The organism is Shewanella algidipiscicola, assembly GCF_003605125.1.
Lineage (GTDB): Bacteria > Pseudomonadota > Gammaproteobacteria > Enterobacterales > Shewanellaceae > Shewanella > Shewanella algidipiscicola.
The window spans coordinates 205,941-231,437 of record NZ_QPQT01000001.1 but is presented as its reverse complement, the minus strand read 5'-3'; the positions used below and the strand labels follow the sequence as shown (position 1 = coordinate 231,437).

Below are 25,497 nucleotides of genomic sequence, written 5' to 3'. Positions count from 1 at the left end.
GAGATGATAGCTAAATTACACGCTAGCCTAAAAAAGGTGTGGGCAGTGTTAAGGAAGCCAAGTGTGCATTACAGCTTAGGTTTTCTGACCATAGGTGGCTTTGTTGCAGGGGTTATATTTTGGGGGGGCTTTAACACAGTACTGGAAGCGACCAACCAAGAGGCTTTTTGCATCAGTTGCCATGAAATGGAAAATAATGTCTATGAAGAGTTAAAAACCACCATACACTTTACCAACCGCAGTGGGGTACGTGCCACTTGTCCTGATTGTCATGTACCACATAATTGGACCGATAAAATTGCCCGAAAAATGCAAGCATCGAAAGAGGTGTGGGGGAAGATATTTGGCACTATTAATACCCGTGAAAAATTTGAGGGAAAACGCCGCGAGTTAGCTGAGCATGAATGGGAAAGATTAAAAGCCAATGACTCTTTAGAATGTCGTAACTGTCATAACTTCGATTATATGGATTTTACTCGCCAATCGCCTCGAGCGGCGCAGATGCACTCAACCTCTCTGGCCAGTGGTGAAAAAACCTGTATCGATTGTCACAAGGGCATCGCCCATCACTTACCGGATATGCGAGGTGTCCAAGGGTTCTAATCCGTAAACTGTCTCCACCCAAAACGCCAGCCTTCATCTCGCTGGCGTTTTTATAGGGTGCAAGTAGGGTTTAGCGTAGCTGCTGGCGGCGATTAAGGGCAATAAGTTTATCTAGAATGCGCTCACCATCCATACGAATACCATTGTGTTCATATTCAGAGGTGAGCCAATAGGTTAGGTTACCCACCTGAGCTGCGGTTTCTAAGCTGTAGGTCATCTCGACAAACATATCTTCGCTGTAAATGGCTGCGGCGACCGGCACCTGATTGCGCGCTAAAATATTAACATCGTATAGCATGGGCCAATCGGCTTTTTCGGCTAACAGGTGCGCGGCATGTTTGAGCGGTTTAAGGTTAGTAAATTGCTCAAAAAACCATGGGTATACCATTTCGCCAGTAAATAAAAATGGACTATCGGCACGGTAGTTAAACTGTTCGAATTGGCCTCGTACGCGCTGCGCCGCCCAGTTTGATGCGTGCTGCTGGCAGTAGATGCTCTCGTGCAACAAGGCAAAAATCGGGTTGGTATTAAAGTCGAGTAACTGGCAAAAATGGGCTAAAAACAGCGGATTCATCTGCAGGCCTTGGTCGCTCTCCATCAAGGCTTGCTCTAACAGATAATATACCGCTTCTGGGCCTTGCTCCATGCCAATATTGATCCCCAGCAGTTGCAACATTTCTACCGTAAGTCGCTCGCCTGTGGCGATACGCACCTCATGGGTACTGATATATTGTGCGAGGTTTTGTATTAATGGCTGCGCGTCGGGAAAGCGCGCGAAAAAGTCGCTATTTTTGCGTTGCACTCTTTGATAGGTGGCTTGATAGACCTCATCACAGCGGCGAGTGAGCGAGGGAATTCCGCCGGTGATGTAGGCCTCTTTGAGGCCATGGGGGGCATCGTTAAGGTATTTTAGGACACAAAAGCCGCCAAAACTTTGCCCAAGAATACTCCACTTTTTACCCGGACAAAGCTGCTGACGTATCGCTTCAGCATCGGCAATGATACTATCGGCGCGAAAATGGCTAAGGTACTCGGCTTGAGCAGTAGCGTCTAAATGGCTCAGCGACACAGCGTTAACGGGTGACGACAGCCCGGTACCGCGTTGGTCGAGGAGTAACACCCGATATTCTTGCAAGGCTCTTTTTATCCAGCCGCTGTTTGCCACAGGCCTTACGGCGCCAAATCCTGGGCCACCTTGAAAAAACACTAGATAAGGCAGTGCTTTATCGCTGTGGCTGGGTGAGACGAGTTCGCGAGCAAACACACTGATGCGCGGCCCATTGGGCTGTTGGTGATCCAATGGCAGCATAAAGGTGTGTTTAATGGATTGGATCCCAGACAGTATTTGGCAATTGCTCATGTGTATCCTTTTGATTTTCAGTGGATGTAGCCCGCAAGAATTGTATATAAAAACAATAGCGTGGCATAGATTATCCTAGATCAATATATTGATAACCGATATTAGTTAAAACTGACGTGTTATCCTAATCTATGCTTAATTGAAAGAGTGGAAGTAGCAGATGAAATATCAAATTGTGCCGGTCACACCTTTTCAGCAAAACTGCAGTATTATTTGGTGTGAAAAAACCAAGTCAGCTGCAGTTGTCGATCCCGGTGGCGATATCGCTCGTATCGAGCAGCAATTGGCTCATCATGGTTTAACGATAACGAAAATCTTGTTAACCCATGGTCATATCGATCATGTTGGCGGTGCAAAAGCGCTCAGTGAAGCCACTGGCGTCGATATTATTGGCCCTCATAAAGACGATGAATTTTGGTTGACTTCGTTAGCGGAGCAGAGCAAACATTTTGGTTTTTTACCGGCACAGCCTTTTGTCCCCAACAGATACCTTGCGGCGGGTGATACCATCTCGGTTGGCGAACAAACATTGCAAGTCTTGCATTGCCCCGGACATACGCCTGGGCATATTGTGTTTTTTAATCAGCAAGCGAAGTTGGCGTGGGTGGGCGATGTGCTGTTTAAAGGCTCTATTGGTCGCACCGATTTTCCGCAGTCAAACCATCAACAGTTAGTCGAGTCGATAACCCAAAATTTATGGCCATTAGGCCGCGATGTGACCTTTATTCCGGGCCATGGACCTATCTCTAATTTTGGCGCCGAGCGCGAGCAAAACCCTTTCGTTGCCGATCAGCTATTAGCCTAACCTTTTCATACTGGCCTCATCCTTGCCATTAGTCGCCATCGTTTCATGACGAGTGGCGACTTAGTGTGCCGTTGATTTTGACATAACAATAATGTGAGTTTGCTTATCTGTGCTTTGTTAGGGTAGGTTGTAACCTGCAGTGGATTGTAACGCGTCACACGCAGGAGGCTGACGGCAATGTCACATCATATTGAAGATCTAGTGAACAGCTGGCAAGCGGCGCCCGATGACGACTGGGTGCTGGTAGTGATCACTCGGGTTGAAGGTTCGGCCTATCGTAAAGTGGGTGCCATGATGCTGATCCACTCTCTGGGCAAGAGCGTTGGGGTGATCAGTGGTGGCTGTTTAGAGGCTGATTTAAAACGTTACGCCCAAAAAGCATTACAAACTCAGCAAGCGCTGAGTGTCTGTTACGATGCCAGCGACGAGTCTGACGCCAGCTATCAACTGGGTTGTGGCGGCGTGGTGCACTTGATGCTAATTCCCCTGTGCCGTGAAAATCACTACCTTAATTTCCCCACCCTGAGTCAGGCGTTAAAGTTGGGAGGGCGGTGCTATTACCAGCTCAGCTTGTGTCATTCGAGGGCGCCGCAAGGGGCGATAACCACAGCGGTATGGGCCAGTCAGGCACAAATTGATAAACAAGCGCTTAGCCTACAGTTGAGTGACTTTAACCGAGCGGGGATTCATCAGAGTGAACAGGCTACCTTAGTGATCCCGCTGCGCAGTCGTTACCGTATTGCCATTTTTGGCGGCGGTCTGGACGCCCAGCCAGTGTGTCGTATCGCCATGGAGCTAGGGTGGCAGGTTGATGTGGTCGATGAACGCACCAGTTATGCGCGTAGTCATGATTTCGTCGGTGCCCGCGTGCTTAAGCTGCCAATCGAGGCGCTAGATGCGTCATTTTGGCACGGCCTCGATGGGGCGATTATTATGCACCACAATTTATCCCTCGACGCTAAGGCCTTGGCTTCGCTACATACCAATGGCGTAAATATCGCCTATATTGCCCTGCTTGGTCCTGGGCATAGGCGCGATTGCGTGCTGGCGTTAGCCGAGCTCACCTCTGATGCGATTAAACCATTTTTTTCGGCGCCGGCAGGCTTGGCCTTAGGCGGAGAGCTGCCCGCATCGATTGCGCTGAGCATCTTGTCTGAGTGTCATGGGGTGTTGCATCAGGCCAAACTTGGGGCGTTGCAAGAGGTGATGTTATGACGCAGACAACTCAATCGCCATTCCAAACTCAGTCGCCATTACAGATGATCGCCTTGCTGGCCGCAGGCGGGAGCCGCCGTTTTGGTGGGGCCAAATTAGCCGCGCCCATTGAGGCTGACAACTCAATTGATGACTCACAAACGGGCCACAAACAGACACTTCTTGGGGTCGTGTATGGGCGTTTGTCTCAGGTTGCCAGCCATGTGGGCGCACAGTTAGTGGTGGTGGTCGGTGGGCATCGTGAGGCGGTGATCGACGGTTTACCTGTCGATGCCAAGGTATTGGATAACCGTCACTGGCAACAAGGGATGGCCAGCTCCATTGGCGTTGCGACTGAGTATGCGCAGGCAAGGGGCGCCGAGTCGTTAATGATCACCTTGGGCGATCAACTTGGCTTACAAGTTACCGATTACTTAACCCTGTATGGCGCCCGCGCGCAAGCCTGTACCCGTGTTAGCGCCTATTATGCCTCGGCCCCTGCGGTGCCCGCGATATTTCATCGTGATGACTATACTGCATTACTCACATTAAAAGGGGATAGGGGGGCCAAGGCGCTGCTTAGACGCCGGTATCAAGAGGGCAAACTGATTGCCGCAAGCTTACCTCGTGCTGAACTTGATATCGATACCCAAGAGCAACTGCATGATTTTTATAAGATATAGGTGCTCAGTACCTGTTTAACTAGTCGAACACCCTGTAGTCGCTGTCGGGGTTATCAAGGAGAAATAAGATGTCCAAGAATTCATTAGGACTCAAGATTAACGGCAAAGATTACACCTTGGATGCCGACCCCAATATGCCTGTGCTGTGGGCCATACGCGATATTGTTGGGCTCACTGGTACTAAATTTGGTTGCGGTGCAGGCTTATGTGGCGCCTGTACTGTCCATGTCGATGGTCAACCTCAACGTGCCTGTTTAACCAGCCTAAAACAGGTACAAGGTAAGCAGGTCACCACCATCGAAGGCTTGACATTTGAGCCGTTAAAACGGGCCTGGCGTGAGCATAATGTGCCTCAATGTGGTTATTGCCAAGCGGGGCAGTTGATGTCGGCTGCGGCCTTGTTAACTCAGACGGCGCAACCGACAGAGCGCCAAATCGATGAGGCGATGGCAGGTAACCTGTGTCGCTGTGGTACCTATACGCGCATTAAGGCGGCGATTCAAACGGCATCGGGTCAAAAAGTCAGCCAAACCGACGCCCGTAGCGAGTCTGAGCAGGAGGCACAAGCATGAGTCAATTCACTGCAGTACAAAATTTTAGTCGCCGCGACGTATTAAAGCTGTTTGGTGTTGCCGGAGGCGGATTAGCCTTAGGAGCCAGTGGCGTAAGTTGGAGCCCGATGGCGCTTGCACAGCAAGGCACGTCAGAGTCTCGGCTTAATCTGTTTATCGCTATCGGTGAAGATAATCAGGTGTATTTAACGTGTCATCGCTCAGAAATGGGTCAGGGGATCAGAACCGGGATCCCGCAAGTGTTGGCCGATGAGTTGGGTGCTAAATGGGATAATGTGGTGGTGGTACAAGGGCTGGCGGATGAGCGTTACGGCAGCCAAAATACCGATGGCTCGCGCAGTATTCGCCGTGGTTTCGATAAGATGCGTGAGATGGGCGCGATGGCTCGTACCATGCTAGAACAAGCTGGTGCAGAGCGCCTCAAGGTGCCCGCCTCTGAGCTAAGCTGCATTGACAATGAGGTGGTGCATTCTGTCTCTGGTCGACGCCTGAGTTTTGGTGAGCTCGCCTTAGCGGCCGCTGCGCTGCCCTTGCCCGATCCTGCTAGCTTAACGCTGAAATCGGCGGGGCAGTACACCCATATTGGTAAATCCCATGGGATTGTCGATATGGAGGATATTCTCACTGGCCAAGCAGAATTTGGTTACGATGTGCAGCTTGATGGGATGCTATATGCCAGCATTACACGCCCCCCCGTGGCGGGCAGCGTCCTAAATCATCTGGATGACACTCTGGCGCGTGCCACCGCTGGCGTGGTCGATGTGATCACCTTGCCAGTGCCTATAGGTGCGCCGAGTTTCCAACCCCTAGGCGGCGTGGCGGTTGTTGCAACCAATAGCTGGAGCGCCATCGAAGGGCGCAAACAACTGAGTATCCGTTGGGGGAAATCGCCAAATGACGCGCATGACTCACAGCAGTATTTAGCCGAGCTCAGTGAGCGGGTGAAGCAACCGGGCAAAGTGGTACGCCAACAAGGGCCTGTCAATACTGATTGGCCAAAAGAGCAGACCATCAGTGCTCTCTATACCGTGCCTTATCTGGCCCATGCCATGATGGAGCCCCCGACAGCCACCGCCAGAATGACTGCCGATGGTGTTGAGTTGTGGGCATCGACTCAGACCCCGCAAAGTGCGCAGCAAACCGTGGCTAATGCGCTGGGGCTCAAAGTTGAGCAGGTGATCATTCATGTGACCTTGCTCGGTGGGGGATTTGGGCGTAAGTCGAAACCCGATTTTTGTGTCGAGGCCGCCTTATTAGCCAAACAAACTGGTAAGCCGGTGAAGGTCAGTTGGAGCCGCGAAGATGAGCTGCAAAACGGTTATCTGCATGCCATTAGCGCCCAGTATTTTAAAGGCAAAGTGGGGGCCGATGGCGTCGAAGCCATACTGCAACGCAGTGGTTTCCCGAGCATCAGTTCTACCTTTAATGCCAGTGTTGATGAGCCTAGCGCCTCAGAATTGGACATGGGCTTTGTCGATGTGCCGCTGAGTATCAACAGCTTACGCTGCGAGTCGGTAAAAGCGCAGGCTCATACACGTATCGGGTGGCTGCGCTCGGTGTGTAATATTCAGCACGGGTTTGGCATTGGCTCATTTGTCGATGAATTGGCACATAAACGCGGCCTACCCACAGTGCAAATGTGGCGCGAATTGCTTGGCAGCGATAGGCACGAAACCTTTGAAAACCAAGGGTTCACCTATGGTAACTATGGTGACTCTCTGAGTCGCCACCCTGTGGATACGGCGCGCTTTAAAGGGGTGATCGATGCGGTCGAACAGGCCATGGCTCGTCAACCTAAGCCCACGTCGGGTCAAGGGTGGGGGTTTGCCGTGCACCGCAGCTTTACCGCGTTTGTCGCCACTGCCACCTTGGTTGAGGTGACGGATAATAAACTCAAGGTGCTTAAGTCGATTATTGCTATCGATGCCGGTACCTTAGTTAACCCAGATCGCGTTCGCTCTCAGCTTGAAGGGGCGGTGATGTTTGGTTTGACCCTCGCCTTAATGGGGCAAATCAGCTTTAAAGCGGGGCGGGTAGAGCAGTCTAATTTTCATGATTACCCATTGTTACGTATGTCACAGTGCCCTGATATTGAGACAATCATCATCGCCTCGGATGCCGTGCCTGCTGGGGTGGGTGAGCCAGGCGTACCACCGGTGGCGCCAAGTGTCGTTAATGCTATTTTTGCTGCGACGGGCAAACGTATTCGGCAGTTGCCAATTAACGCCCATATGTCGGTGTAATGTCACGTCAATAAACTGCTCCAGGTTAATTGGCATGACGTAAGCGCAACCTAAACTATGCCCCGTTATACGTGAGAGCGGGTTACTTAAGTGTTACTTGGGCACATCAGCATGCTGTGCCCAAGTGATTTTAGTGTAATTGTTTAAAGATTTGTCATTAAAATCGATAGTCGATGTTGATCGCCTCTTGAGTGTTGCATCACTTTTGTTATGGGTGTTAATATCGCCGCCATCTTACCTCCCTTGATTTTAGGTGCGCTCAGCCGTTTGGCATCATGCTGTTTTGACTTTGTGGGTATGCAACAGCTAACACCATCTTGAGCATGGCGTTAAGCCTCACAAGCTAAGGTGGCTTGGCAGGTGTGTTCCCTAAAGCCTAACGCATCGTCTATGTCACATTTTCTTCCGCTATCCATACAGTAAAATCTTGCCTAGCCGATATAAATCTTCGACATCGTCAAGACTTCAGCTGCTAATGCGGAAAACGTTAGTCTGTGAAATAGCTAGAGGCTCACCTCGTCGTATAAAAATAAGTGGACTCCCATGAAAGCAATCGAATTTAGAAAGATAGATGCATTAATGATTAAGTTAAGCCTCAATGGTAAATTTGGGGTGGTGTGCGCTATGGTCAGCCTCATTACCTTAAGTATCGCCTTGCTTAATCTCAATCAACTTACCCAATATGCCCACAGCAGCTCTGTCGCACGGGCGCAGGCCAGTCTCGATGCCTATGCCAATATCGCGAAATCACAACAACTCACTGAATCAACACTTGCGCAGTTTGCCACGCAGCACGGATTGAGCTTAGCCAGTCGTGCCGTTAATACGCGTCAGGGCGATAATGTCACCGTCAGCGCTCCAATTGCAGGTCAATTTTTACAGACGAGCACCAATGTGGCTCAGTGGGAAAAAGAGATTAAGGGCGATGCGTGGTGGATGTTTTGGTTGGCGTTGATTGGCTTATATCCTTTGTATCAACTCAGTTACTGGATCTCGACATCACTTGGGGCCGGCTTATGGGACATGTATGCTGCCATCAAGCGTTTAGCCGATGGTGATTTATCATTTAGGCTTAACTTTTTCGGTACCGATGACTTCAGTCTGATCGCCCGCGAAATCGATCGCAGCGCCGACAATATGAGTGAAATGGTCACTGCCATTGGTAATAATGCGGCCACGCTTGCCAATGCCGCCGATGAATTTAATCAACAAGCGCAGCAAAATGATGAACTGGCTAAATTTCAGCGGCAGTTTCTCGACACTGTGGCGGTGGCGATGGATCAAATGACTGCTGCCATTAGTGAAGTATCTCAAAATGCAGCCAATGCCTCAGATCATACTAAACAAAATGCCGATGCGGCGGCCGACAGTAAATTACGCATCGGTGAGGCGATGGCGCGTATTGGCCAGCTCAGCGAGCAAATCGCCTCGGCGTCTAGCGCGGTAGATACACTGTCAACCAATGCCAGCGAGATTGGCGCTGTGGTTACCACTATTAACGGCATTTCCGAGCAGACCAACTTATTGGCATTAAATGCGGCCATTGAGGCGGCGCGTGCGGGTGAGCAAGGCCGCGGTTTTGCCGTGGTGGCAGATGAGGTGAGAACCTTAGCCGGCCGCACTCAGCTGGCGACGGTTGAAATTCAATCTATGATTGAAGGCTTGCAAACGGGATCTGGTCAGTTGGCCAGCATTACTAATGAGATTGTTGAGCAGGCCGAACTTGGCCGCAGAGCCATAGAAACTGTGGGCGTTGATATTGATAATATGGCTGATTCAACCGATCATGTTTTTGATATGAATTCACAAATTGCGGCGTCAGCCGAGCAGCAAAGTGTGTCGGCCCGTGATATTGGCGGCCAGTTAAATGATATTCGTCAGCAGTCGCAAACCATTAAAGAAACCGCCGAACGCTCAGTGGTTCTGGCCACCTCACTTAAGCAGTCATCGACTGAACTTGAGGGGATTTTAAGCCAATATCGTTTGAGTTAATGCCGCTAATTAGGCTGTAAGCGGTGACGTACAGAATAAAAAGCAGTACAAAAAAGGTTCAATGACGTCTTGTTAAGACGATATTGAACCTTTTTTAAATGGGGTACTTTACTGGTGCTGCGCTTAATGACTCAATTTGCTAAGCAGTCCGTTACCCCTTTGGCTCCCTCTAATTCCCTTTTACTCGCTTTAAGTTGCGCTAACAGCGTGGCATCTCAACAATATGCGTTTCGCTCGGGCGTATGACAAGCCCCCCTGTTGGCACAAATGAGCGTGAGATAAACGGCCGATTTCTCATCAGCTTATCTCATCAGCTCTTGAAAGCGCTGGTTATTTAAAGGTGCTCCAAATTGGCGCATGATCCGACGGCTTTTCGATAGCGCGCAGCTTGTAGTCGACATCAGATTCGATTAAGCGCTCAGCCAGTGATGGCGTGGCTAAAATCACGTCGATACGCAGACCGCGGTTATCATCAAACCCCTTGCTGCGATAATCAAACCATGAATAGCGTTCACAGCGAGTGGGGTGTAATTGCCGGAATGTATCAACTAGACCCCAATCGAGTAGCGTGTTGAGCCATTGACGCTCTTCTGGTTGAAAACTGCACTTACCGGTTTTTAACCAACGTTTAGCGTTCACCTCACCGATACCAATATCCAAATCGATGGGAGAAATATTGATATCCCCTATGATGGCTATATCATCTCCAGGATGACAATGGGTATTGAGATAGTGCATTAAATCTTGATAAAACTTACGTTTAGCGGGGTATTTCGTTTCATGGCTGATGTTTTCGCCCTGAGGGAAATAGCCATTTATCACGGTTAACGGTCTGCCATTGTCTTGCTCAAAAGTGGCGATGATCATGCGGCGCTGAGCATCGTCCTCGTCGGTAGGAAAGCCTTTTTGTACACAGAGCGGCTCGCGCTTAGACAGCATGGCTACCCCATAGTGTGCTTTGCCACCGTGGTAGTGCACCTTGTAGCCCATAGCTTCGACGTCTGCGAGCGGAAACGCTTCATCATGGACCTTAGTCTCCTGTAAGCCGATAATATCGGGGGCATGGCTATCGATCAGGGCTTGAAGCTGGTGCAGTCTTGCCCTGAGGCCATTGATGTTAAATGATACGATTTTCAATGTGTTTGATCCTGTAAATGCTATGGCAATACGCGTTTAAACGGTTTGACGATGACATTGGCATAGACACCTGCGGCTACGTATGGGTCTTGATCTGCCCAGGCTTGTGCGGCTTCCAATGAGTCAAACTCTGCCACGACGAGTGAGCCAGTAAAACCAGCCTCACCCGGGTTTTCATTATCGATAGCGGGATGGGGACCGGCCAGCATCAGCCGACCTTCGTCGGATAGCTCTTGTAGCCGCGCCACATGTGCAGGACGCACTGATAAGCGTTTTTCTAAACTATTTTCAATATCTTGAGATGAGATCATATACCACATTATTTGAGTTCCTTTTTATGTTCTTCTGGCATGTGTTTATAGAGATAGACCACAGTAACTACAGTGTTAAGTAGGGTAAGTGCCGTAAGGCCAAACACTTTAAAGTTAACCCAAGTCTCTTGAGGTAGGCTAAAGGCGACATAAATATTCAGTAGAGCACAGCCCACAAAAAACAGCACCCAATACCAAGTAACGTGTGCCCATATGTTATCGGCGACAACCAACTCTTTGCCCAGCATGCTCTTTAAAATAGGCTTATTAATGAATTGACTGACAGCCAAAGCGAGTGCAAAGAGAGCATATACCACGGTCACTTTCCATTTGATAAAGGCATCATCATGAAAGACTAAGGTTAATGTGCCGAAAAAACTGACCATGACGAAGGTGATAAGGTGCATCTTTTCAATTTTTTTGTACATCAGATAGGTGACGATCAATTGTAACGCCGTTGCCGCTATCAGGGCGCCGCTGGCGATATAGATATCGAAAAATTTGTACACTGCGAAGAAGATCACTAATGGCAAAAAGTCGAGCAGTTGTTTCATAAGTTTGGTTTCAATGAGTCAATAAACAGATTGGCCGAAGTGTAGCACGCATGCTAAGTGTGAAAAAGATATCCACTGGGCAGAGGCGGCTAATTGCGATGAATTTAAATTAATCGGCTCAAGCAAGCCTTTATCTGGCATGCGCGCTCATGTTGGCTGGCGGCAGAGGCGATACCATTGGCTGTGGTCATTCCTCAAACTGCAACTGTAATGAATGCAGTTCGAGTTGGAAATCTCCCGCCTGCTTGTCGCTGATTAAGATCCCCACGGCGCTCAGTTGATTAAAGTCGGGTTTGGGGCGCGTAGGGTAGTCGCGGCCACGAAAGGTTTCGATAAATTGCTGCGGGGTAAATTGCCATTGCTGTGGCGTCCCGTTTAAGGGGGTAAAACCTGCCTTATAGGTAGTTTGGGCCATACCATTACCCGTTTTGATCCGCAGTTGATAGCGCTTACCGTCACCTTTTGCCGTAAGAGTAATGCGGATTGCGGCGCTTTTTTGCGCCACAAGGGCGGCGGATGATGTGTCTTTACCCTTCAGTTGCCGGGGCGTTATCGGCTGGTTGATGGAGGCAAATCCGCCATTGTTTTCCAGTGAAACCGTGCCAAAAAAAAGCAAGGTGTCGCCATGATTATTTATTCGACTGCTTGAGCGTCCGCCCATCACGCCGTCATTAACTATGCTCCACTGCTGTTGTGGCGTGTCAGCGAGATTCAGTAGTTCGATACAGTACATGTGAGCTCCTGCGTTGGCAGTGGCGTAAATATCATCAGCAGTGTTCATTTAATTACGCGCACAGCGAAATTAATGGCATGGCTTGCAACAACTGCTGTAAATCGCGGTACACAAAACGTGCCTGGTGTTGATAGGCTTTGTGTTCGTCAAAGGTCAACAGCACCGATTGCATGCCAGCGCGATTAGCCGCATCGACGTCATAATGATGGTCACCGACAAAGGCAATTTTATCCGCCGCTAGCCCCCATAGGGTTGCCACTTGTATAAGACTGGTGGGATCAGGTTTGGCTGGGCCATCTTCGCGGCTTAGAATAAGGTCAATGGGAAGATTGTTTTGCTCCACTTTTTGCAGCGCCGCCGCTTTACTGTTGCGGGTGACAATTGCCATAGGGATCTGCTGCATTAAAAGGAAATCCAATAAGGCCTCGGTGCCATTGAGCAGTCGCGCTTGCTGCGCATCAAGCTGCTCCGCTTGTTCAATAATGCGTTGGGCTTGGGCCGCTTGTACAGCAGGTAGCCTGGCAATAAAATGCAAAATATCTTGCTCGACTGGGCACTGAATCGCTTGACGTAATGCACTAAAATTCAAATTAGAACTGACTAACGTGCCATCTAAATCGAAAATAACGCCTTGAAAGCTGTGAGTGAAACGTTGCATCCTAATTCCTTATTTGACCTCATTGGCTAGCTTATTCAGTTTCTGGATAAAGGCAGCTAACTTGGCGTCGCTTGGGTAGTCGAGCAAATATTTCCCATGAAATAATAAGGTCAGAGTAACCTGATTATATTTCAGGTAGGCGGTATACCCGTCATAATCGCTCCAAGCCAGCATCTCTTCATAACAGTAACTGTCGTCACTCTCAGTGTTTAGCTGTTGGGTATTTGCCTGCTGTGAGTCTTGGGCTTTAGTGCCTTTATCGATCACCAGCGCATAGACTCGTAGCGCTTGGGTCATATTAATGGCGTGATTCATTGGGCGTCCATTTAACTGCAGTATTGAGTTAGAGGGATAATTCAATACTGGTTTTGTTATCGTGTTGGGGCGTCACGCCAATCATCTCATCATAGGCGGTATAAAGTTCAAAAGTGGCTTTACACACCCCCATCTGTTTCAACTGCACTTTGGCTTGCTCCAGAGACTGATATTGCATCGGGCTGAGATCGTCATAGGTTAACTGATAAAAATTACCTTGGGGATCTTCGCCGCCAACAAGGTAGTGGGTGGCATCGGCGGTGTTAATGATGGTGGGTGAAAGGTGCTTTGCTTTAAAGAGTTCAATCAGTTCATCTTGCGTCATGTCTAACTCCCGAGACCATAATGGTCATGGTATTACGCGAGCCCGATATCAATCGATCACTTATCGACAGTCGCTTCGTTGCTTTATGTTAAAGCACAGGCAATAGCCCACGTCTGTTGCATTATAGTCGTCATCAGAGGTGAATAATGTCTCCAAGGTGCTTTTGTTTTGTTAACAAAAACCTATAATGGCAGAGCAGATCAAGATTAAAACAATAAAATGAACAAATTGGAGTGATATTGATGATTAAACAGTTTAATACTGTTAAGCAGGCGATAGCGTTATCGCTGGGGATTTTCAGTTTTAGTAGTAGCGCCGCAGATGTGTTAACGGCCGAAGAGGTCATAGGCCTACAGCAGGTAGCCCAGGTGCAAGTGAGCCCATCGGGCGATAATGTGGCATTTACCCGTTATGTGCCTCGCCAATTGTATAAAGAAGAAAATGGTGCCCATTGGGCCGAGCTTTACTTGGTGGACGGTAAGGGGGTTGAGCGTCCTTACATTACTGGGCAGGTGACCATCACCAATATTCAGTGGTCTGCCGATGGTTCGTTGGTCTACTTCTTAGCCAAGATGGGCGAAGATAAACACACCGCCCTGTATCGAATCCCTTTTAATGGGGGGCAAGCGGTTAAGACCTTGTCGCTAAAGGGAACGGATGTCGCTGACTATGCTCTGAGCCATAATGGTAAGCAAGTCGCCTTAATCGCTAAACCAGCCAAAGATAGCAGTGTCGATGAATTGAAAAAACTCGGCTTTATGGCCGAAGTTTATGAAGAAGACTTAACCACGAAACAGTTATTTGTGCTGGACTTGGCCGTTAGTGATAAGCCGTTAACCCCTGTTGCTTGGCCAATAGATGATGTGGTGTCTGCAGTGCAGTGGTCGGCAGATGACAGCCAGTTATTGGTGAAAACTCAGCCCACCGCGTTGATTGATGATCAATACATGAAATCTCAATGGCACATTGTCGATGCCAACCAACAAAAGATCATGACCTCTTTTATCACCGAAGGTAAATTAGGCTCGGCAGAGTTTTCTTATGATGGGCAATACGTGGCGATCCTAGGGGCGCAGGACAAGCACGATCCCGCGTTAGGTCGTCTCTATCTGGCCGAGACGAAAACAGGCAAGATCAGCTCATGGTTACCTAATCACTTAGGTCATGTGAGTGATTTTGAGTGGAAAAACAAGAGTAACGAACTGTATTTTATCAGTAATATTAACACCGACTCCATCGTGGGTTTACTCAGACCCGGGAGCAGCGATTACCGCACGGTAGTCAAACCTGGGCAGCTTATCGCCTCACAACTGAGCTTATCTGACTCGGACAAGACCCTAGTGATGCGTGCCAATAACGCTAAGCACCCTAATGAGGTCTACCGGATTGGAAGCCGTGACTCTAGCGCCACGCGTTTGAGTAATTCTAATCCTTGGCTAGACAATAAACGCTTTGCGAAGCAAGAGTCTATCTCATTTACCACCAGTGACGGTGTCGATATTGGCGGTGTTCTTATCTACCCATTGAACTATAAAAAGGGGCAGCGATACCCTTTAATCATGTCGGTACATGGGGGGCCAGAGAGCCATGATAAAGATGGATGGTTAACCAACTACTCGCGTCCAGGGCAGCTAGCAGCGGCGCAAGGCTACGCAGTGTTTTATCCTAATTATCGCGGCAGTACAGGTAAGGGGGTTGATTACTCTAAGCTTGGGCAAAACGATTATGCCGGTAAAGAGTTTGACGATTTAGTTAGCTTTAAAGATCACCTTGTGGATATGGGGCTGGTGGATGCCAAGAGAGTCGGCATTACAGGCGGCTCCTACGGCGGTTACGCCTCTGCGTGGGCGGCGACTAAGTTAACTGATCATTTTGCTGCCAGTGTGATGTTTGTTGGGGTGACTAATCAACTGTCTAAGTTTGGTACGACAGATATCTCCAACGAGATGCACCTAGTGCATGCACGTTCATACCCATGGGAAAAATGGCAATGGTATTTAGAGCGTAGCCCTATTTATTGGGCGGGTCAGTCTAAGACGCCTCTGCTAATCATGCATGGCAAAGAGGATCCTCGGGTGCATCCGGCGCAGTCAATGGAGCTGTATCGCTATATGAAAGTGCAAGGTAAAGCGGTACGTTTGGTGTATTACCCTGGCGAAGGTCACGGCAACCGTAAAGCGGCGGCTCAATATGATTATCACCTGCGTTTAATGCGCTGGATGGATCATTACCTTAAGCAAGATGCAAGTGACCTGCCTAGCTTCGAGTTAGATCATAAAGCTAAGCTAGAGGCGGTAAAAACCCAAGCTTAAAGCATGGCGTGTGAGCCTGATTGACGCTCAATTAAGTCAACATTAACTCTCATTACGTCGATAAAAAAAGCGCCTGATATTAGGCGCTTTTTTTGTTGAGTCATACGATGAACATGAGTACCGATTCAGCTTGGTTACATTAAGGTGGCGGCTTTCATATTTCGGGTAAATTCGGCTAATGTGGCCAGTAACCTTGCAGGATCATCTTGATGCTCGGCGATGATCTTAACTACGGCAGAGCCCGAAATCGCCCCAACAGCGCCGGCGTTAATCGCCTCGCGTACCTGTGCAGGTTCGGCAATACCAAACCCCAGCAGGGGCGGCGCGCCATTAAAGGCCTTTAGGCGGGCTAAAATATCGGCGATGGGCATGCCCGCCTTCGACTCGGTGCCCGTCACGCCTGCACGAGATAACAGATAGGTATAGCCTTTACCATGCTCGCTCACCTGTTGCAGGGTATCGCTGTCGGCATTGGGCGGCGCAATAAAAATGGGCGCTATGCCATGGTGCGTTGCCGCCTTGATAAAGGGTTTGGCTTCCTCCACGGGCACGTCGGCAATTAGCACCGAATCGACACCGGCCGCCTTGGCCTTGGCATAAAAAGTGTCGATGCCATTGCTATAGACTAAGTTAGCGTACAGTAGTAGGCCAATGGGGATATCGGGATACTTGTTTCGGATCTGGCTTAACATCTCAAAGCAGTGGCTGGCGGTGGTGCCTCTTGCCAGCGAGCGCAGATTTGCCCCTTGGATCACTGGGCCATCGGCGAGCGGATCGGAAAATGGGAACCCCAGCTCTAAGGCATCAGCGCCATTATCGACCAAGGTGTCGATTATTTGTAGCGACAATTCAGGGCTTGGATCTCCCAAGGTAACGAAGGGGACAAAAGCGCCCTGATTAATAGCCTTAAGGGCGCTAAACGTGGCGTCATAACGGTTACTCATTGCCGCTCTCCTGTGGTGCTGACTTGACTTGTTGTTCGAGAATGTCGGCGACGGTGAAGATATCTTTATCACCACGGCCCGACAGGTTAACCACGAGCAGGGTCTCTTTGGTGGCTTGTTTGGCCAGTTTAACGGCGTAGGCGAGTGCATGAGCCGACTCCAATGCCGGAATAATGCCCTCACAACGCGCTAATTGTTGAAACGCTTCTAAGGCTTCATCATCGGTGGCAGACTCATAAGAGGCTCGTCCCGTTGCCGCCAAATGGGCGTGCTGTGGCCCTACCGAGGGGAAGTCCAGCCCTGCCGAGATAGAGTAAGACTCCTCAATTTGGCCCTCTTTATCCTGCATTAGTGGCGCTTTCATGCCAAAGAAAATGCCAGTTTTACCGTGTTTAAGCGGCGCGCCGTGCATCGGCGTGTCTATGCCTAAGCCCGCAGGCTCGACACCGATAAGCTGCACCGAGGGTTCATCGATAAAGTCGGCGAACATCCCAATAGCGTTTGACCCGCCGCCGACGCAGGCGATGACGGCATCGGGTAGGCGTCCTTCGCGCTCGAGGATCTGTTTTTTGGTTTCGGCGCCGATCATCCGCTGAAATTCACGCACTATGGTAGGGAACGGGTGCGGCCCTGCCGCTGTACCGAGTAAGTAGTGGGCTTTGTCATAGCTGCCAGACCAGTCACGCATGGCTTCGTTACAGGCATCTTTTAAGGTGCTAGAGCCTGATGTCACCGGAATGACTTCGGCGCCCATCAGTTTCATCCGAAACACGTTGGGGGATTGACGTTCGACATCTTTGGCACCCATATACACCTTGCATTTTAACCCCAGCAGGGCACAAGCCAGGGCGGTCGCGACGCCGTGTTGGCCTGCGCCCGTCTCGGCGATGATCTCTTTTTTGCCCATGCGTTTAGCCAGTAAAGCCTGACCTAACACTTGGTTTGTTTTGTGGGCGCCGCCATGGAGTAAATCTTCACGCTTTAGGTAGATTTTGACTAAAGGGTTGGGACTTAAATTACGGGTTAAGGTTAAGGCGGTAGGACGCCCGGCATAGTTTTTCAGCAGGTCATTAAATTCGGCTTGAAAGGCTTCATCTTGCTGCGCATCGACAAAGGCCGACTCCAGTTGCTTCAATGCTGGCATCAATATTTGTGGTACATACATACCGCCATATTCGCCAAAGTAAGGGTCAAGCTTAGTCATAATCGTGTCCTAATGTGTTGCCCAGAGTGAGTGCTGGGCGAAATATCAATAAGTGTATGGTCAATCTGCTTAATATTGGCGTAACGCCTTAAAGGCAGCGTTCAGTTTATGGCTATCTTTTAGCCCAGGCGCGCTCTCAAGGCCGGAGTTAAAGTCCAAACCGAAAAATCCTTGTGTTGCCGCTTGTGCAGCGTTTTCGTCATTGAGCCCGCCAGCTAACATGGCCTGTGCTTTATGGGGCAGGGCCAACTGCCAATTAAAACACAGCCCAGTGCCGCCAAATTGGCCAGCGTTATCGACTTGTTTGTTAAGCCGTTGGCTGTCATACAGTAGTCGATCAACCATGGATGGCACTTCGATGTTAAGGTTTGCTGTGCCGCTATCGACGCTAATGGGGAGCGCTTTCCATATCTGCGCGTTGCAATCGAGAGCCTTGAGTGCCTGTTGCAGCGTAGCGATATCTTCGGCGGTTTCCTTGCCATGTAATTGCACCGCAAACAGGTTAAGCGAAGCCGCAATCGCGGCAATAACCTCAGTGGCCTCATTGACAAAAACCCCGACAAATCGTAACGCTTTACCTCTGGCACGTTGGCGCTGTACTAGCTCAAGTGCGCGCGCTGGGCTGATATAACGGGGAGATTTGGGGGCAAAAATCAGCCCGCCGTAGACGGCGCCGGCGTCGGTTGCAGCTTGTATATCAGCATCACGTGTCAACCCACACACCTTGTTGTGTCCCAGTGTCAACATGCGACACGCGATATCTAAATCGTCCTCGGCCATCAAGGAGCTGCCCACCAAAAAACCATCGACTAACGGGCTCAAGCGGCGTACCTGAGCATGCTGGTAAATGCCTGACTCACTGATGATCACCCGATCTTGTGGTATGGCGGGAGCGAGCGCCTCTGTGGTGGCTAAATCGGTGGATAGATCGCGAAGATTGCGATTGTTTATGCCAATGATGGCGGCATCGAGCGCGATGGCTCGCTGCAGCTCGGCTTCGTTGCTCACCTCTGTCAGGATATCGAGTTGATAGACCTGCGCTTGCTGAGCCAGAGTACGATACTGCGCATCATCGAGCACAGATAACATCAGCAAAATTGCATCGGCACCTTGATGCGCCGCCAGCTTGACTTGGTAAGTGTCGACAAAAAAGTCTTTACACAAAATCGGTTGTGCAACGCGCGCCCGCACCTTAGGGATATAATCCATATCCCCTTGAAAAAACTGCTCATCGGTCAGTACCGATATTGCCGCAGCGTAATGGGCGTAAACGTCGGCAATGGCTTCAACATCAAAGTCTTGGCGAATTAGCCCTTTAGACGGACTGGCTTTTTTGCATTCAAAGATAAAACCAGCATTAGGCGCTTTTAATGCATCAAATAGACTGCGATCCGACTGTTTGGGCTGAAGTGATGCTTCAGGAAAACGCAACTTAAGCGCGGCAATATGTGCCGCTTTGGTCGCAACAATACGGGTTAATACGTTACTTTGGCTTGGCGCTGCTTGACTACTCACAATGACTCCTCGTATTAATTGGCAGGGCGGCTGGCGGTGGCGAGCTGCTCGAGTAAGGTGAAGGCTTTGCCACTGTCGAGTATGGCTAAGGCCTGCTTTACCCCCTCGAGGGGAGTGTCGCTGTGGCCCGAAATATAGAGCGCGCACCCAGCATTGACGGCCACAGCATTGCGATGTGCTTGGCTGCCTTGCCCCTGTAAAATGGCGCGCGTGATGGCGGCATTTTCCGCTGGGGTGCCACCTTCAAGCTCGGCTAATGTCGCTTGCTCAACCCCTAATGCCGCTGGGGTTAGGGTATATTGGGAGATCTGCTTGTCTTTGAGCTCGCACACTAAGGTGTCACCATGCACAGCCACTTCATCTAAGCCACTGCCATGCACCACCATGGCCCGCTTGAGCCCTAATGTGTTGAGCACATTTGCGATAGGCTCAACTAACTCACGGCTATACACGCCCAGTACAATATAATCTGGGTTGGCAGGGTTGATAAGCGGACCTAACAGGTTAAACAGGGTGCGGGTTTTTAATGATTGACGCACCGGCACGGCATGGCGCACTCCGCCATGGTAATGGGGCGCAAATAAAAAACATAACCCCAGCTCATCGAGGCAGTCGCGAGCCGTCTCTGGCGCCATGGCTAAGTCGATACCAAATTGCGATAGTAGATCCGATGAGCCTGATTTACTCGATACGCTGCGATTACCGTGCTTAGCTACTTTGGCGCCAGCAGCGGCAGCCACAAAGGCTGCAGTGGTGGAGATATTGATGGTGTTATGACCATCGCCGCCAGTGCCGACTATGTCGACTATTCCTTGGCGACGAGTGGTGGCGTTGGGGATCGGAAACACCTTGGCGGCGGCGCGTAGCGCGTCGGCGGCACCGGAGATCTCATCGATGGTTTCACCGCGCATCTTCATGGCGACCAACATGCCAGCCATAGTGGCTTCACCCATTTCACCTTGAATTATGGCGCTAAAGAGCAAGTTAGCTTGGTCGCGACTGACGCTCTGACCTAAATACAACTTATCGATAATCGCTTGTAGGTCGCTCATTTACAGTGCTCCTTTATCAGTACTTAACCCGAGTTTGTCACCTGTTAGATAGTCCAATGTTTGGGTTAACAACTGGCTGCCTAAGGTGGTCAAAATCGATTCGGGGTGAAATTGAAAGCCAATGGCTTTGAATTCCTTATGGCTAATAGCCATCGGCATGGTGTCTGTGGTGGCTATCACCGCTAAACAGTCGGGTACTTGGGTGGCGACTAAACTGTGATAGCGGGCCACCGGCAGCGGCGAGGGCAATCCGTGGAAGATCCCTTGGCCGCTGTGCAGGGTTGGGCTGGCCTTACCGTGTACCACCTGTGTGGCGCGCTCCACTTTACCGCCAAAGTGTTCAACCATAGCTTGATGGCCTAAGCAGATCCCCAGCATAGGGACTTTGCCCGCCAGCAGGCCAATAAGCGCCATTAAGCAGCCTGCTTCATGGGGGGCTCCAGGGCCTGGTGATAAGATTAACGCCACGGGCTCGGTTTCACTGAGCAGCTTATCGGCGATAAAGCTTGCCGCCACATCGTTACGGTAAATAATCACTTCACAACCTAGGCTGCGAAATTGATCCACCAGGTTGTAGGTAAATGAATCGAAATTATCCAGCAGATACAGTTTCATTGTCCGCCTCCCATCTTGATGGCTGTAATGACCGCTTGTGCTTTTTGGCGGGTTTCATCGGCTTCGGCCTGGGGATCGGAATCAAACACGACCCCTGCGCCGGCTTGAATATGCGCCGTTCCCTGTTTCACAAAGGCTGCGCGGATCACTATGCAGGTATCCATATCGCCTAGGCCATTGATGTAGCCAACGGCGCCGCCATAGCTGCCGCGCCTCGCTTGTTCGGCGCCGCGGATCAATTGGGCTGCACTGACTTTTGGGGCGCCCGTTAAGGTGCCCATGTTCATGCAGGCTTGGTAAGCGTGTAGGGCATCGAGGTCGCTGCGCAGTTGGCCGGTTACGCGGCTGACTAAATGCATCACATGGGAGTAGCGATCCACTTTAAGTAGCTCAGGCACTTGGCGACTGCCGCTTTGGCTAATACGTGCGATATCGTTACGGGCAAGATCCACTAACATCAAATGTTCAGACAGCTCTTTTTTGTCCAGTCTTAATTCCAGTTCGATACGGCTGTCTAGATCAAAATCGATGTCACCATTGGCTTTTTTGCCACGTTTGCGTGTGCCGGCAATGGGATAAATTTCCACTTGATTGGTTGCCGCCTCATATTTAAGGGCGCTTTCGGGTGAGGCGCCAAACAAGGTAAAATCATCGCCGCGAAAATAAAACATATAAGGGCTAGGGTTGGTGAGGCGCAGTGCGCGGTATGCCCCTAATGTGTTCGGGCAAGGCAAGCTAAAGCTGCGTGAAGGCACTACTTGAAAAATATCGCCAGCGATAATATGTTCTTTTAAGTCGTTGACTATGTTTATAAAAGCCTCATCATCAATATTGACTTGGGTGGGCGCATCAATTGGGATTAAGACATCGATAGGCTTGAGTGTGTGACAGGCTCTTTTTAGGGTCTCAGTACGGGCTGCCAGCACTGCCTGAACACTCGCTTGTTGGCTAAAATCATGGGTTATCAAGTTGGCAGTTTGCTGCTGGTGATCGATCAAAATGAGGGTTTCAGCTAAATAAAACAGGTAATCAGGACAGCTATTTTCACTCTCAGGCACCGAGGGCAGGGGCTCGACGGTATCGATAAGATCATAGGCCAATACGCCGCCTAGAAATAACGACTCAAACTCGACATCATCACCGCAATCGATATGTTGCACTAAAGTCCTAAGACCATCTAAAGGTGAGGTGGCTTTGAGTCTGGCGTCTTCATCGAGCTGGGCTGGCGCCTGATTGAGCGTCAGGGTTAAGCAATTACCCTTCAGTTTGGCATTGTCGAGGTTAAAAAAAGCTTTAATGGGCGCTAGCAATGACTGACCATTAGCATTGAGTGCAGTAAAGGTTAGGCGAAATCCTTCACAGCGTATCATCATCGCGGCGTGCGTCATCACGATGCTCTTAAGATGGTCTTTACTGTCTACTTCTGCGGATTCGAGCAACATGGTGTGCGGCGCATTTTGGGTAAGTTGTTGATACAAGTTGAGTGGATCGTCTTGGTAAGTGATCCGCTCCTTTACTGTGTTGACTCTTGCCAAAGAGGGTAGCGCCATGTGTCTGCTCCTGCGTCAATCAAACCGTTAATTTGATTGGTATAAATTAATAAAATACATTAATGAAATTAAACCCTTAAATGCAAAAAGCCCGCATTTAATGCGGGCTTTTTGTTTAAATCTAGTCTCTTTTACATGAGCACAGAAATTCACACCACCCGCTATGTTGGGAAGTGCCACCACCAAATGATGTGATTAAATTGCTGTGTCATAAGATTGTGTCTCTAAAAGTCATGTAAAAGTTAAATTATGTCGTTGGCTATATAAAAGCATCAGCATGGTAGTGATGTCAATGGAATATTTTTCTATTTCTAAAAATAGTGATTAATGCCAAGGCACTGCGCTATTTGAGCATCAATGTTTGTGTAAATAAGTTAAGCCAATTAGATGTTTCTAATGGCAAACTCGAGTAGAATATACGGATGACAGATGAAACGCTTTTAATCGATCTACACAGCCACACCACCGCATCTGATGGCCAATTAACGCCATCCGAATTAGTCGCTCGTGCCCTTGAAAAAGGGGTGCAGGTGTTGGCCATTACTGATCACGATACGACGGCGGGCCTCGATGAGGCGCACCATTTTAACAATGCGCAGCCTAAGCCGCTAAAATTGGTGGATGGCACCGAGATATCGACTCGTTGGAATAACTTTGATATTCATATCGTTGCCTTAAACATCGATAGAACAAACGCCACGCTTGATGGGTTTCTCTGTCAGCAGCGCTCCCTGCGCGAAACCCGCGCTAAAGAGATAGGTCTTAGGTTAGAAAAAGCCGGTATCGAAGGGGCTTACGAAGGTGCAAAAGTGTTCGCGGGTGGCGCGGCATTAAGTCGTGGCCATTATGCGAGATGGCTGGCAGAACATGGCTATGCGGTCAATCAGGCGTCGGTATTTAAGAAATACCTTGCCCGAGGTAAAACAGGTTATGTACCTAATAATTGGTCCGACATGGCCAGCGCCATTGAGATTATTCATCAGGCTGGTGGCGTTGCGGTATTAGCGCATCCAAGTGGCTATAAGTTGTCGGCTAAATGGCTAAAGCGTCTAGTGCGCGACTTTAAAGCGGCTGGCGGCGATGCCATGGAAGTGGTGCTGGGTCAGCAAACTTTAGATGATCGCAATAATTTAATTGCCCTTAGTAAACTTAATCAGCTATTCGCGTCCCTTGGTAGTGATTTCCACTTTCCGGGTAGCTGGATTGAGTTGGGTAAAAATATGTTCCAACCCCAGGGGGTAGACTGGGTTTGGCAAATGGATAAATGGATGGAAAGCCGATGAGTCAATTTTTTTATGTTCATGAGGAAAACCCACAAACGCGGTTGATTAACCAAGCGGCGCAACTGATTAAGCAAGGTGGAGTGGTAGTTTACCCCACCGATTCTGGTTACGCCTTAGGGTGTTTATTGGGTGAAAAGGAGGCGATGACGCGTATTGCGCGCATTCGTCAGATTGATAACGATCACGATTTCTCCTTGATGGTGCGTGACCAGTCTGAGCTGGCAACCTACGCCCGCGTCGATAACCAAGCTTATCGTGTGCTTAAAAACAACACACCTGGGCCGTTTACCTTTATTTTTAAGGCGACCAAAGAGGTGCCTAAGCGTCTACAAAACCCGAAAAAGAAGACCATAGGTATTCGGGTACCCGACAATATTATCGCGCTGGCCTTACTTGAAGCGTTGGATGCACCGCTGATGTCGACCAGTTTGATCATGCCAGGAGAAGAGTTTACCGAATCTGATCCCGAGCATATCCGCGATATTTTAGAGCACCAAGTGGATGTGATTATTCATGGCGGATATTTAGGACAGAAACCCACCACAGTGATCGACTTGTCTGAAGGGGAGATTGAGATACTGCGCGTTGGGGCGGGTGATGTGAGTCAGTTTGGTTAATTTCCTGTCTATTGGGGGATTAAGCAGGTATAATCGCGCGTTTGATAAAAGCCATACCGTTAAGATGGTGCTGGTGACTATCGTTTTACCCTTTGAAAAATAAGGGAGTATTGGGAGAGCGGATGCAGGGTACACAGCAAAGTCTACCTTTAGCCGTGGTACGCGGTGAAGTGGTGAAACACTTACCCGCCGATCTTTTTATTCCTCCCGAAGCGCTCGAAGTATTTCTTGAGTCATTTGAAGGTCCGCTCGACCTGCTGCTGTATCTGATCCGCAAGCAGAAACTCGATGTGGTAGATTTGGCCATTTCACCAGTGACGGATCAATATCTTGAATATATTGAACTGCTGCAAGGGGCTAGGGTTGAATTAGCCGCCGATTATCTGGTGATGGCGGCGACCTTGGCCGAGATTAAGTCTCGGCTTTTGCTGCCTAAACCTGATATGGCTGATGAAGAAGAGGACGATCCTCGCGCGCAATTGATTAGGCAATTAAAAGCTTATGAAGTGATCAAAGAGGCGCAGTTGCGCCTAGATGAATTACCCCGTTTAGAGCGTGATATTTTTCAAGCCAGAGCCTTACCTGCTGCCGATATTAAGCCAGTATTGGTGCCGCCTTCGGTGTCGTTAGTCGAGTTGGCCAGCGCGTTTGCCGCTGTGCTAAAACGGGTTGAAGCGACTGAGCACCATCATGTTCGTCGGGAAACCTTGTCGACACGTGAACGCATGATCCAGATCTTGGCTATGCTAGAAGGTAAGTCTTACGTCCCGTTTGAACACCTGTTTGATGTTGCCGAAGGGCGCAGTGGTGTGGTGGTGAGTTTTCTGGCGCTGATGGAGCTGGTCAAAGAGTTACTGGTTGACGTCATTCAGGCCGAGCCGTTGTCGACCATCCACGTTAGGGCGTATTGAGTTGTCGAA

The 25,497-nt window shown here is 49.6% G+C and carries 25 protein-coding genes; 11 read left to right on the top strand and 14 right to left on the bottom strand.

Translation table 11 applies throughout. The annotated features are described in order from the left end of the window. The first annotated feature begins 3 nt into the window (after positions 1-3). Positions 4-603, top strand: coding sequence for a cytochrome c3 family protein (locus DVO77_RS00985; protein WP_110458089.1), 600 nt, complete (start codon positions 4-6; stop codon positions 601-603). A gap of 70 nt (positions 604-673) precedes the next feature. Here DVO77_RS00985 and DVO77_RS00980 read toward each other — a convergent pair whose 3' ends face one another. Further along, a complete protein-coding gene (locus DVO77_RS00980; RefSeq protein WP_119976953.1) occupies positions 674-1,963 on the bottom strand; it encodes an alpha/beta fold hydrolase in 1,290 nt (429 codons plus the stop codon). A gap of 160 nt (positions 1,964-2,123) precedes the next feature. On the opposite strand from DVO77_RS00980, the gene DVO77_RS00975 reads away from it, so the two are divergent. The 6 genes from DVO77_RS00975 to DVO77_RS00950 all read left to right on the top strand — a co-directional run bounded on the left by DVO77_RS00975 (position 2,124) and on the right by DVO77_RS00950 (position 9,452). Continuing rightward, on the top strand, positions 2,124-2,768 hold the full coding sequence (locus DVO77_RS00975) for an MBL fold metallo-hydrolase (protein ID WP_110458087.1): 645 nt from the start codon (positions 2,124-2,126) through the stop codon (positions 2,766-2,768). A 177-nt stretch (positions 2,769-2,945) separates the two neighbouring features. Next, positions 2,946-3,983 carry an XdhC family protein gene (locus DVO77_RS00970; RefSeq protein ID WP_119976952.1) on the top strand — a complete coding sequence of 346 codons (1,038 nt, stop codon included), beginning with the start codon at positions 2,946-2,948 and terminating at the stop codon, positions 3,981-3,983. Beyond that, positions 3,980-4,645, top strand: a complete 666-nt coding sequence (locus DVO77_RS00965) for a nucleotidyltransferase family protein (RefSeq protein WP_119976951.1) — start codon at positions 3,980-3,982, stop codon at positions 4,643-4,645. Before DVO77_RS00970 ends, DVO77_RS00965 begins: the two co-directional genes overlap by 4 nt. 68 nt (positions 4,646-4,713) lie before the next feature. Continuing rightward, positions 4,714-5,217, top strand: coding sequence for a (2Fe-2S)-binding protein (locus DVO77_RS00960; RefSeq protein WP_110458084.1), 504 nt, complete (start codon positions 4,714-4,716; stop codon positions 5,215-5,217). Further along, positions 5,214-7,460: a xanthine dehydrogenase family protein molybdopterin-binding subunit gene (locus DVO77_RS00955; RefSeq protein ID WP_119976950.1), complete on the top strand. Its 2,247-nt coding sequence runs from the start codon at positions 5,214-5,216 to the stop codon at positions 7,458-7,460. The genes DVO77_RS00960 and DVO77_RS00955 overlap by 4 nt, the downstream gene beginning before the upstream one ends. A 543-nt stretch (positions 7,461-8,003) precedes the next feature. After that, positions 8,004-9,452 (top strand): methyl-accepting chemotaxis protein, encoded by a 1,449-nt coding sequence (locus DVO77_RS00950; RefSeq protein WP_119976949.1) that lies wholly within the window; start codon positions 8,004-8,006, stop codon positions 9,450-9,452. A gap of 330 nt (positions 9,453-9,782) precedes the next feature. Here DVO77_RS00950 and xthA read toward each other — a convergent pair whose 3' ends face one another. The 7 genes from xthA to DVO77_RS00915 form a co-directional block, all read right to left on the bottom strand. Then, positions 9,783-10,589, bottom strand: a complete 807-nt coding sequence (gene xthA, locus DVO77_RS00945; RefSeq protein WP_119976948.1) for an exodeoxyribonuclease III — start codon at positions 10,587-10,589, stop codon at positions 9,783-9,785. 20 nt (positions 10,590-10,609) lie between these two features. Next, positions 10,610-10,909 (bottom strand): YciI family protein, encoded by a 300-nt coding sequence (locus tag DVO77_RS00940; RefSeq protein ID WP_119976947.1) that lies wholly within the window; start codon positions 10,907-10,909, stop codon positions 10,610-10,612. Further along, positions 10,909-11,454, bottom strand: coding sequence for a septation protein A (locus DVO77_RS00935; protein ID WP_119976946.1), 546 nt, complete (start codon positions 11,452-11,454; stop codon positions 10,909-10,911). The genes DVO77_RS00940 and DVO77_RS00935 overlap by 1 nt, the downstream gene beginning before the upstream one ends. A 187-nt stretch (positions 11,455-11,641) precedes the next feature. Next, the gene (locus DVO77_RS00930) at positions 11,642-12,187 is read right to left on the bottom strand and encodes a CIA30 family protein (RefSeq protein WP_162924119.1); all 546 of its coding nucleotides are present in this window, start codon (positions 12,185-12,187) and stop codon (positions 11,642-11,644) included. A gap of 52 nt (positions 12,188-12,239) precedes the next feature. Then, the gene (locus DVO77_RS00925; protein WP_119976944.1) at positions 12,240-12,845 is read right to left on the bottom strand and encodes an HAD family hydrolase; all 606 of its coding nucleotides are present in this window, start codon (positions 12,843-12,845) and stop codon (positions 12,240-12,242) included. A 9-nt stretch (positions 12,846-12,854) separates the two neighbouring features. Continuing rightward, entirely contained in the window at positions 12,855-13,160 is a 306-nt protein-coding gene (locus DVO77_RS00920) for a DUF3081 family protein (RefSeq protein WP_119976943.1), read from the bottom strand. A 28-nt stretch (positions 13,161-13,188) separates the two neighbouring features. Further along, positions 13,189-13,485: a DUF6482 family protein gene (locus DVO77_RS00915; RefSeq protein ID WP_110458075.1), complete on the bottom strand. Its 297-nt coding sequence runs from the start codon at positions 13,483-13,485 to the stop codon at positions 13,189-13,191. Between the two features lie 242 nt (positions 13,486-13,727). Between DVO77_RS00915 and DVO77_RS00910 the strand changes: the two genes are divergently transcribed. Then, the gene (locus tag DVO77_RS00910) at positions 13,728-15,797 is read left to right on the top strand and encodes a S9 family peptidase (protein WP_119976942.1); all 2,070 of its coding nucleotides are present in this window, start codon (positions 13,728-13,730) and stop codon (positions 15,795-15,797) included. A gap of 134 nt (positions 15,798-15,931) precedes the next feature. Here the strand turns inward: DVO77_RS00910 and trpA are convergent, their stop codons facing one another. The 6 genes from trpA to DVO77_RS00880 form a co-directional block, all read right to left on the bottom strand. Further along, a complete protein-coding gene (gene trpA / locus DVO77_RS00905; RefSeq protein WP_119976941.1) occupies positions 15,932-16,741 on the bottom strand; it encodes a tryptophan synthase subunit alpha in 810 nt (269 codons plus the stop codon). Continuing rightward, entirely contained in the window at positions 16,734-17,945 is a 1,212-nt protein-coding gene (trpB, locus tag DVO77_RS00900) for a tryptophan synthase subunit beta (protein ID WP_119976940.1), read from the bottom strand. The genes trpA and trpB overlap by 8 nt, the downstream gene beginning before the upstream one ends. A 69-nt stretch (positions 17,946-18,014) precedes the next feature. Continuing rightward, positions 18,015-19,460, bottom strand: a complete 1,446-nt coding sequence (gene trpCF, locus DVO77_RS00895; protein ID WP_119976939.1) for a bifunctional indole-3-glycerol-phosphate synthase TrpC/phosphoribosylanthranilate isomerase TrpF — start codon at positions 19,458-19,460, stop codon at positions 18,015-18,017. Between the two features lie 14 nt (positions 19,461-19,474). Beyond that, complete coding sequence (trpD, locus tag DVO77_RS00890; protein ID WP_119976938.1) at positions 19,475-20,512, bottom strand: anthranilate phosphoribosyltransferase; 1,038 nt, start codon at positions 20,510-20,512, stop codon at positions 19,475-19,477. After that, positions 20,513-21,127 (bottom strand): aminodeoxychorismate/anthranilate synthase component II, encoded by a 615-nt coding sequence (locus DVO77_RS00885; protein ID WP_119976937.1) that lies wholly within the window; start codon positions 21,125-21,127, stop codon positions 20,513-20,515. It abuts the gene before it with no gap. After that, positions 21,124-22,677, bottom strand: a complete 1,554-nt coding sequence (locus DVO77_RS00880; protein ID WP_119976936.1) for an anthranilate synthase component 1 — start codon at positions 22,675-22,677, stop codon at positions 21,124-21,126. Before DVO77_RS00880 ends, DVO77_RS00885 begins: the two co-directional genes overlap by 4 nt. A 422-nt stretch (positions 22,678-23,099) precedes the next feature. On the opposite strand from DVO77_RS00880, the gene rnm reads away from it, so the two are divergent. The 3 genes from rnm (at position 23,100) to DVO77_RS00865 (ending at position 25,488) form a co-directional block, all read left to right on the top strand. After that, a complete protein-coding gene (gene rnm / locus DVO77_RS00875) occupies positions 23,100-23,960 on the top strand; it encodes an RNase RNM (RefSeq protein ID WP_110458067.1) in 861 nt (286 codons plus the stop codon). Then, on the top strand, positions 23,957-24,577 hold the full coding sequence (locus DVO77_RS00870) for an L-threonylcarbamoyladenylate synthase (protein ID WP_110458066.1): 621 nt from the start codon (positions 23,957-23,959) through the stop codon (positions 24,575-24,577). The genes rnm and DVO77_RS00870 overlap by 4 nt, the downstream gene beginning before the upstream one ends. A gap of 122 nt (positions 24,578-24,699) precedes the next feature. Next, positions 24,700-25,488 carry a segregation and condensation protein A gene (locus DVO77_RS00865; protein ID WP_110458065.1) on the top strand — a complete coding sequence of 263 codons (789 nt, stop codon included), beginning with the start codon at positions 24,700-24,702 and terminating at the stop codon, positions 25,486-25,488. Positions 25,489-25,497 lie beyond the last annotated feature (9 nt).

What these genes read in the sequence shown, in the direction of transcription:
- DVO77_RS00985 (WP_110458089.1), top strand. Translation starts at nt 4, where the DNA reads ATGATAGCTAAATTACACGCTAGCCTAAAAAAGGTGTGGGCAGTGTTA.
- DVO77_RS00980 (WP_119976953.1), bottom strand. Translation starts at nt 1,963, where the DNA reads ATGAGCAATTGCCAAATACTGTCTGGGATCCAATCCATTAAACACACC.
- DVO77_RS00975 (WP_110458087.1), top strand. Translation starts at nt 2,124, where the DNA reads ATGAAATATCAAATTGTGCCGGTCACACCTTTTCAGCAAAACTGCAGT.
- DVO77_RS00970 (WP_119976952.1), top strand. Translation starts at nt 2,946, where the DNA reads ATGTCACATCATATTGAAGATCTAGTGAACAGCTGGCAAGCGGCGCCC.
- DVO77_RS00965 (WP_119976951.1), top strand. Translation starts at nt 3,980, where the DNA reads ATGACGCAGACAACTCAATCGCCATTCCAAACTCAGTCGCCATTACAG.
- DVO77_RS00960 (WP_110458084.1), top strand. Translation starts at nt 4,714, where the DNA reads ATGTCCAAGAATTCATTAGGACTCAAGATTAACGGCAAAGATTACACC.
- DVO77_RS00955 (WP_119976950.1), top strand. Translation starts at nt 5,214, where the DNA reads ATGAGTCAATTCACTGCAGTACAAAATTTTAGTCGCCGCGACGTATTA.
- DVO77_RS00950 (WP_119976949.1), top strand. Translation starts at nt 8,004, where the DNA reads ATGAAAGCAATCGAATTTAGAAAGATAGATGCATTAATGATTAAGTTA.
- DVO77_RS00940 (WP_119976947.1), bottom strand. Translation starts at nt 10,909, where the DNA reads ATGTGGTATATGATCTCATCTCAAGATATTGAAAATAGTTTAGAAAAA.
- DVO77_RS00935 (WP_119976946.1), bottom strand. Translation starts at nt 11,454, where the DNA reads ATGAAACAACTGCTCGACTTTTTGCCATTAGTGATCTTCTTCGCAGTG.
- DVO77_RS00930 (WP_162924119.1), bottom strand. Translation starts at nt 12,187, where the DNA reads ATGTACTGTATCGAACTACTGAATCTCGCTGACACGCCACAACAGCAG.
- DVO77_RS00925 (WP_119976944.1), bottom strand. Translation starts at nt 12,845, where the DNA reads ATGCAACGTTTCACTCACAGCTTTCAAGGCGTTATTTTCGATTTAGAT.
- DVO77_RS00920 (WP_119976943.1), bottom strand. Translation starts at nt 13,160, where the DNA reads ATGAATCACGCCATTAATATGACCCAAGCGCTACGAGTCTATGCGCTG.
- DVO77_RS00915 (WP_110458075.1), bottom strand. Translation starts at nt 13,485, where the DNA reads ATGACGCAAGATGAACTGATTGAACTCTTTAAAGCAAAGCACCTTTCA.
- DVO77_RS00910 (WP_119976942.1), top strand. Translation starts at nt 13,728, where the DNA reads ATGATTAAACAGTTTAATACTGTTAAGCAGGCGATAGCGTTATCGCTG.
- trpA (WP_119976941.1), bottom strand. Translation starts at nt 16,741, where the DNA reads ATGAGTAACCGTTATGACGCCACGTTTAGCGCCCTTAAGGCTATTAAT.
- trpB (WP_119976940.1), bottom strand. Translation starts at nt 17,945, where the DNA reads ATGACTAAGCTTGACCCTTACTTTGGCGAATATGGCGGTATGTATGTA.
- trpD (WP_119976938.1), bottom strand. Translation starts at nt 20,512, where the DNA reads ATGAGCGACCTACAAGCGATTATCGATAAGTTGTATTTAGGTCAGAGC.
- DVO77_RS00885 (WP_119976937.1), bottom strand. Translation starts at nt 21,127, where the DNA reads ATGAAACTGTATCTGCTGGATAATTTCGATTCATTTACCTACAACCTG.
- DVO77_RS00880 (WP_119976936.1), bottom strand. Translation starts at nt 22,677, where the DNA reads ATGGCGCTACCCTCTTTGGCAAGAGTCAACACAGTAAAGGAGCGGATC.
- rnm (WP_110458067.1), top strand. Translation starts at nt 23,100, where the DNA reads ATGACAGATGAAACGCTTTTAATCGATCTACACAGCCACACCACCGCA.
- DVO77_RS00870 (WP_110458066.1), top strand. Translation starts at nt 23,957, where the DNA reads ATGAGTCAATTTTTTTATGTTCATGAGGAAAACCCACAAACGCGGTTG.
- DVO77_RS00865 (WP_110458065.1), top strand. Translation starts at nt 24,700, where the DNA reads ATGCAGGGTACACAGCAAAGTCTACCTTTAGCCGTGGTACGCGGTGAA.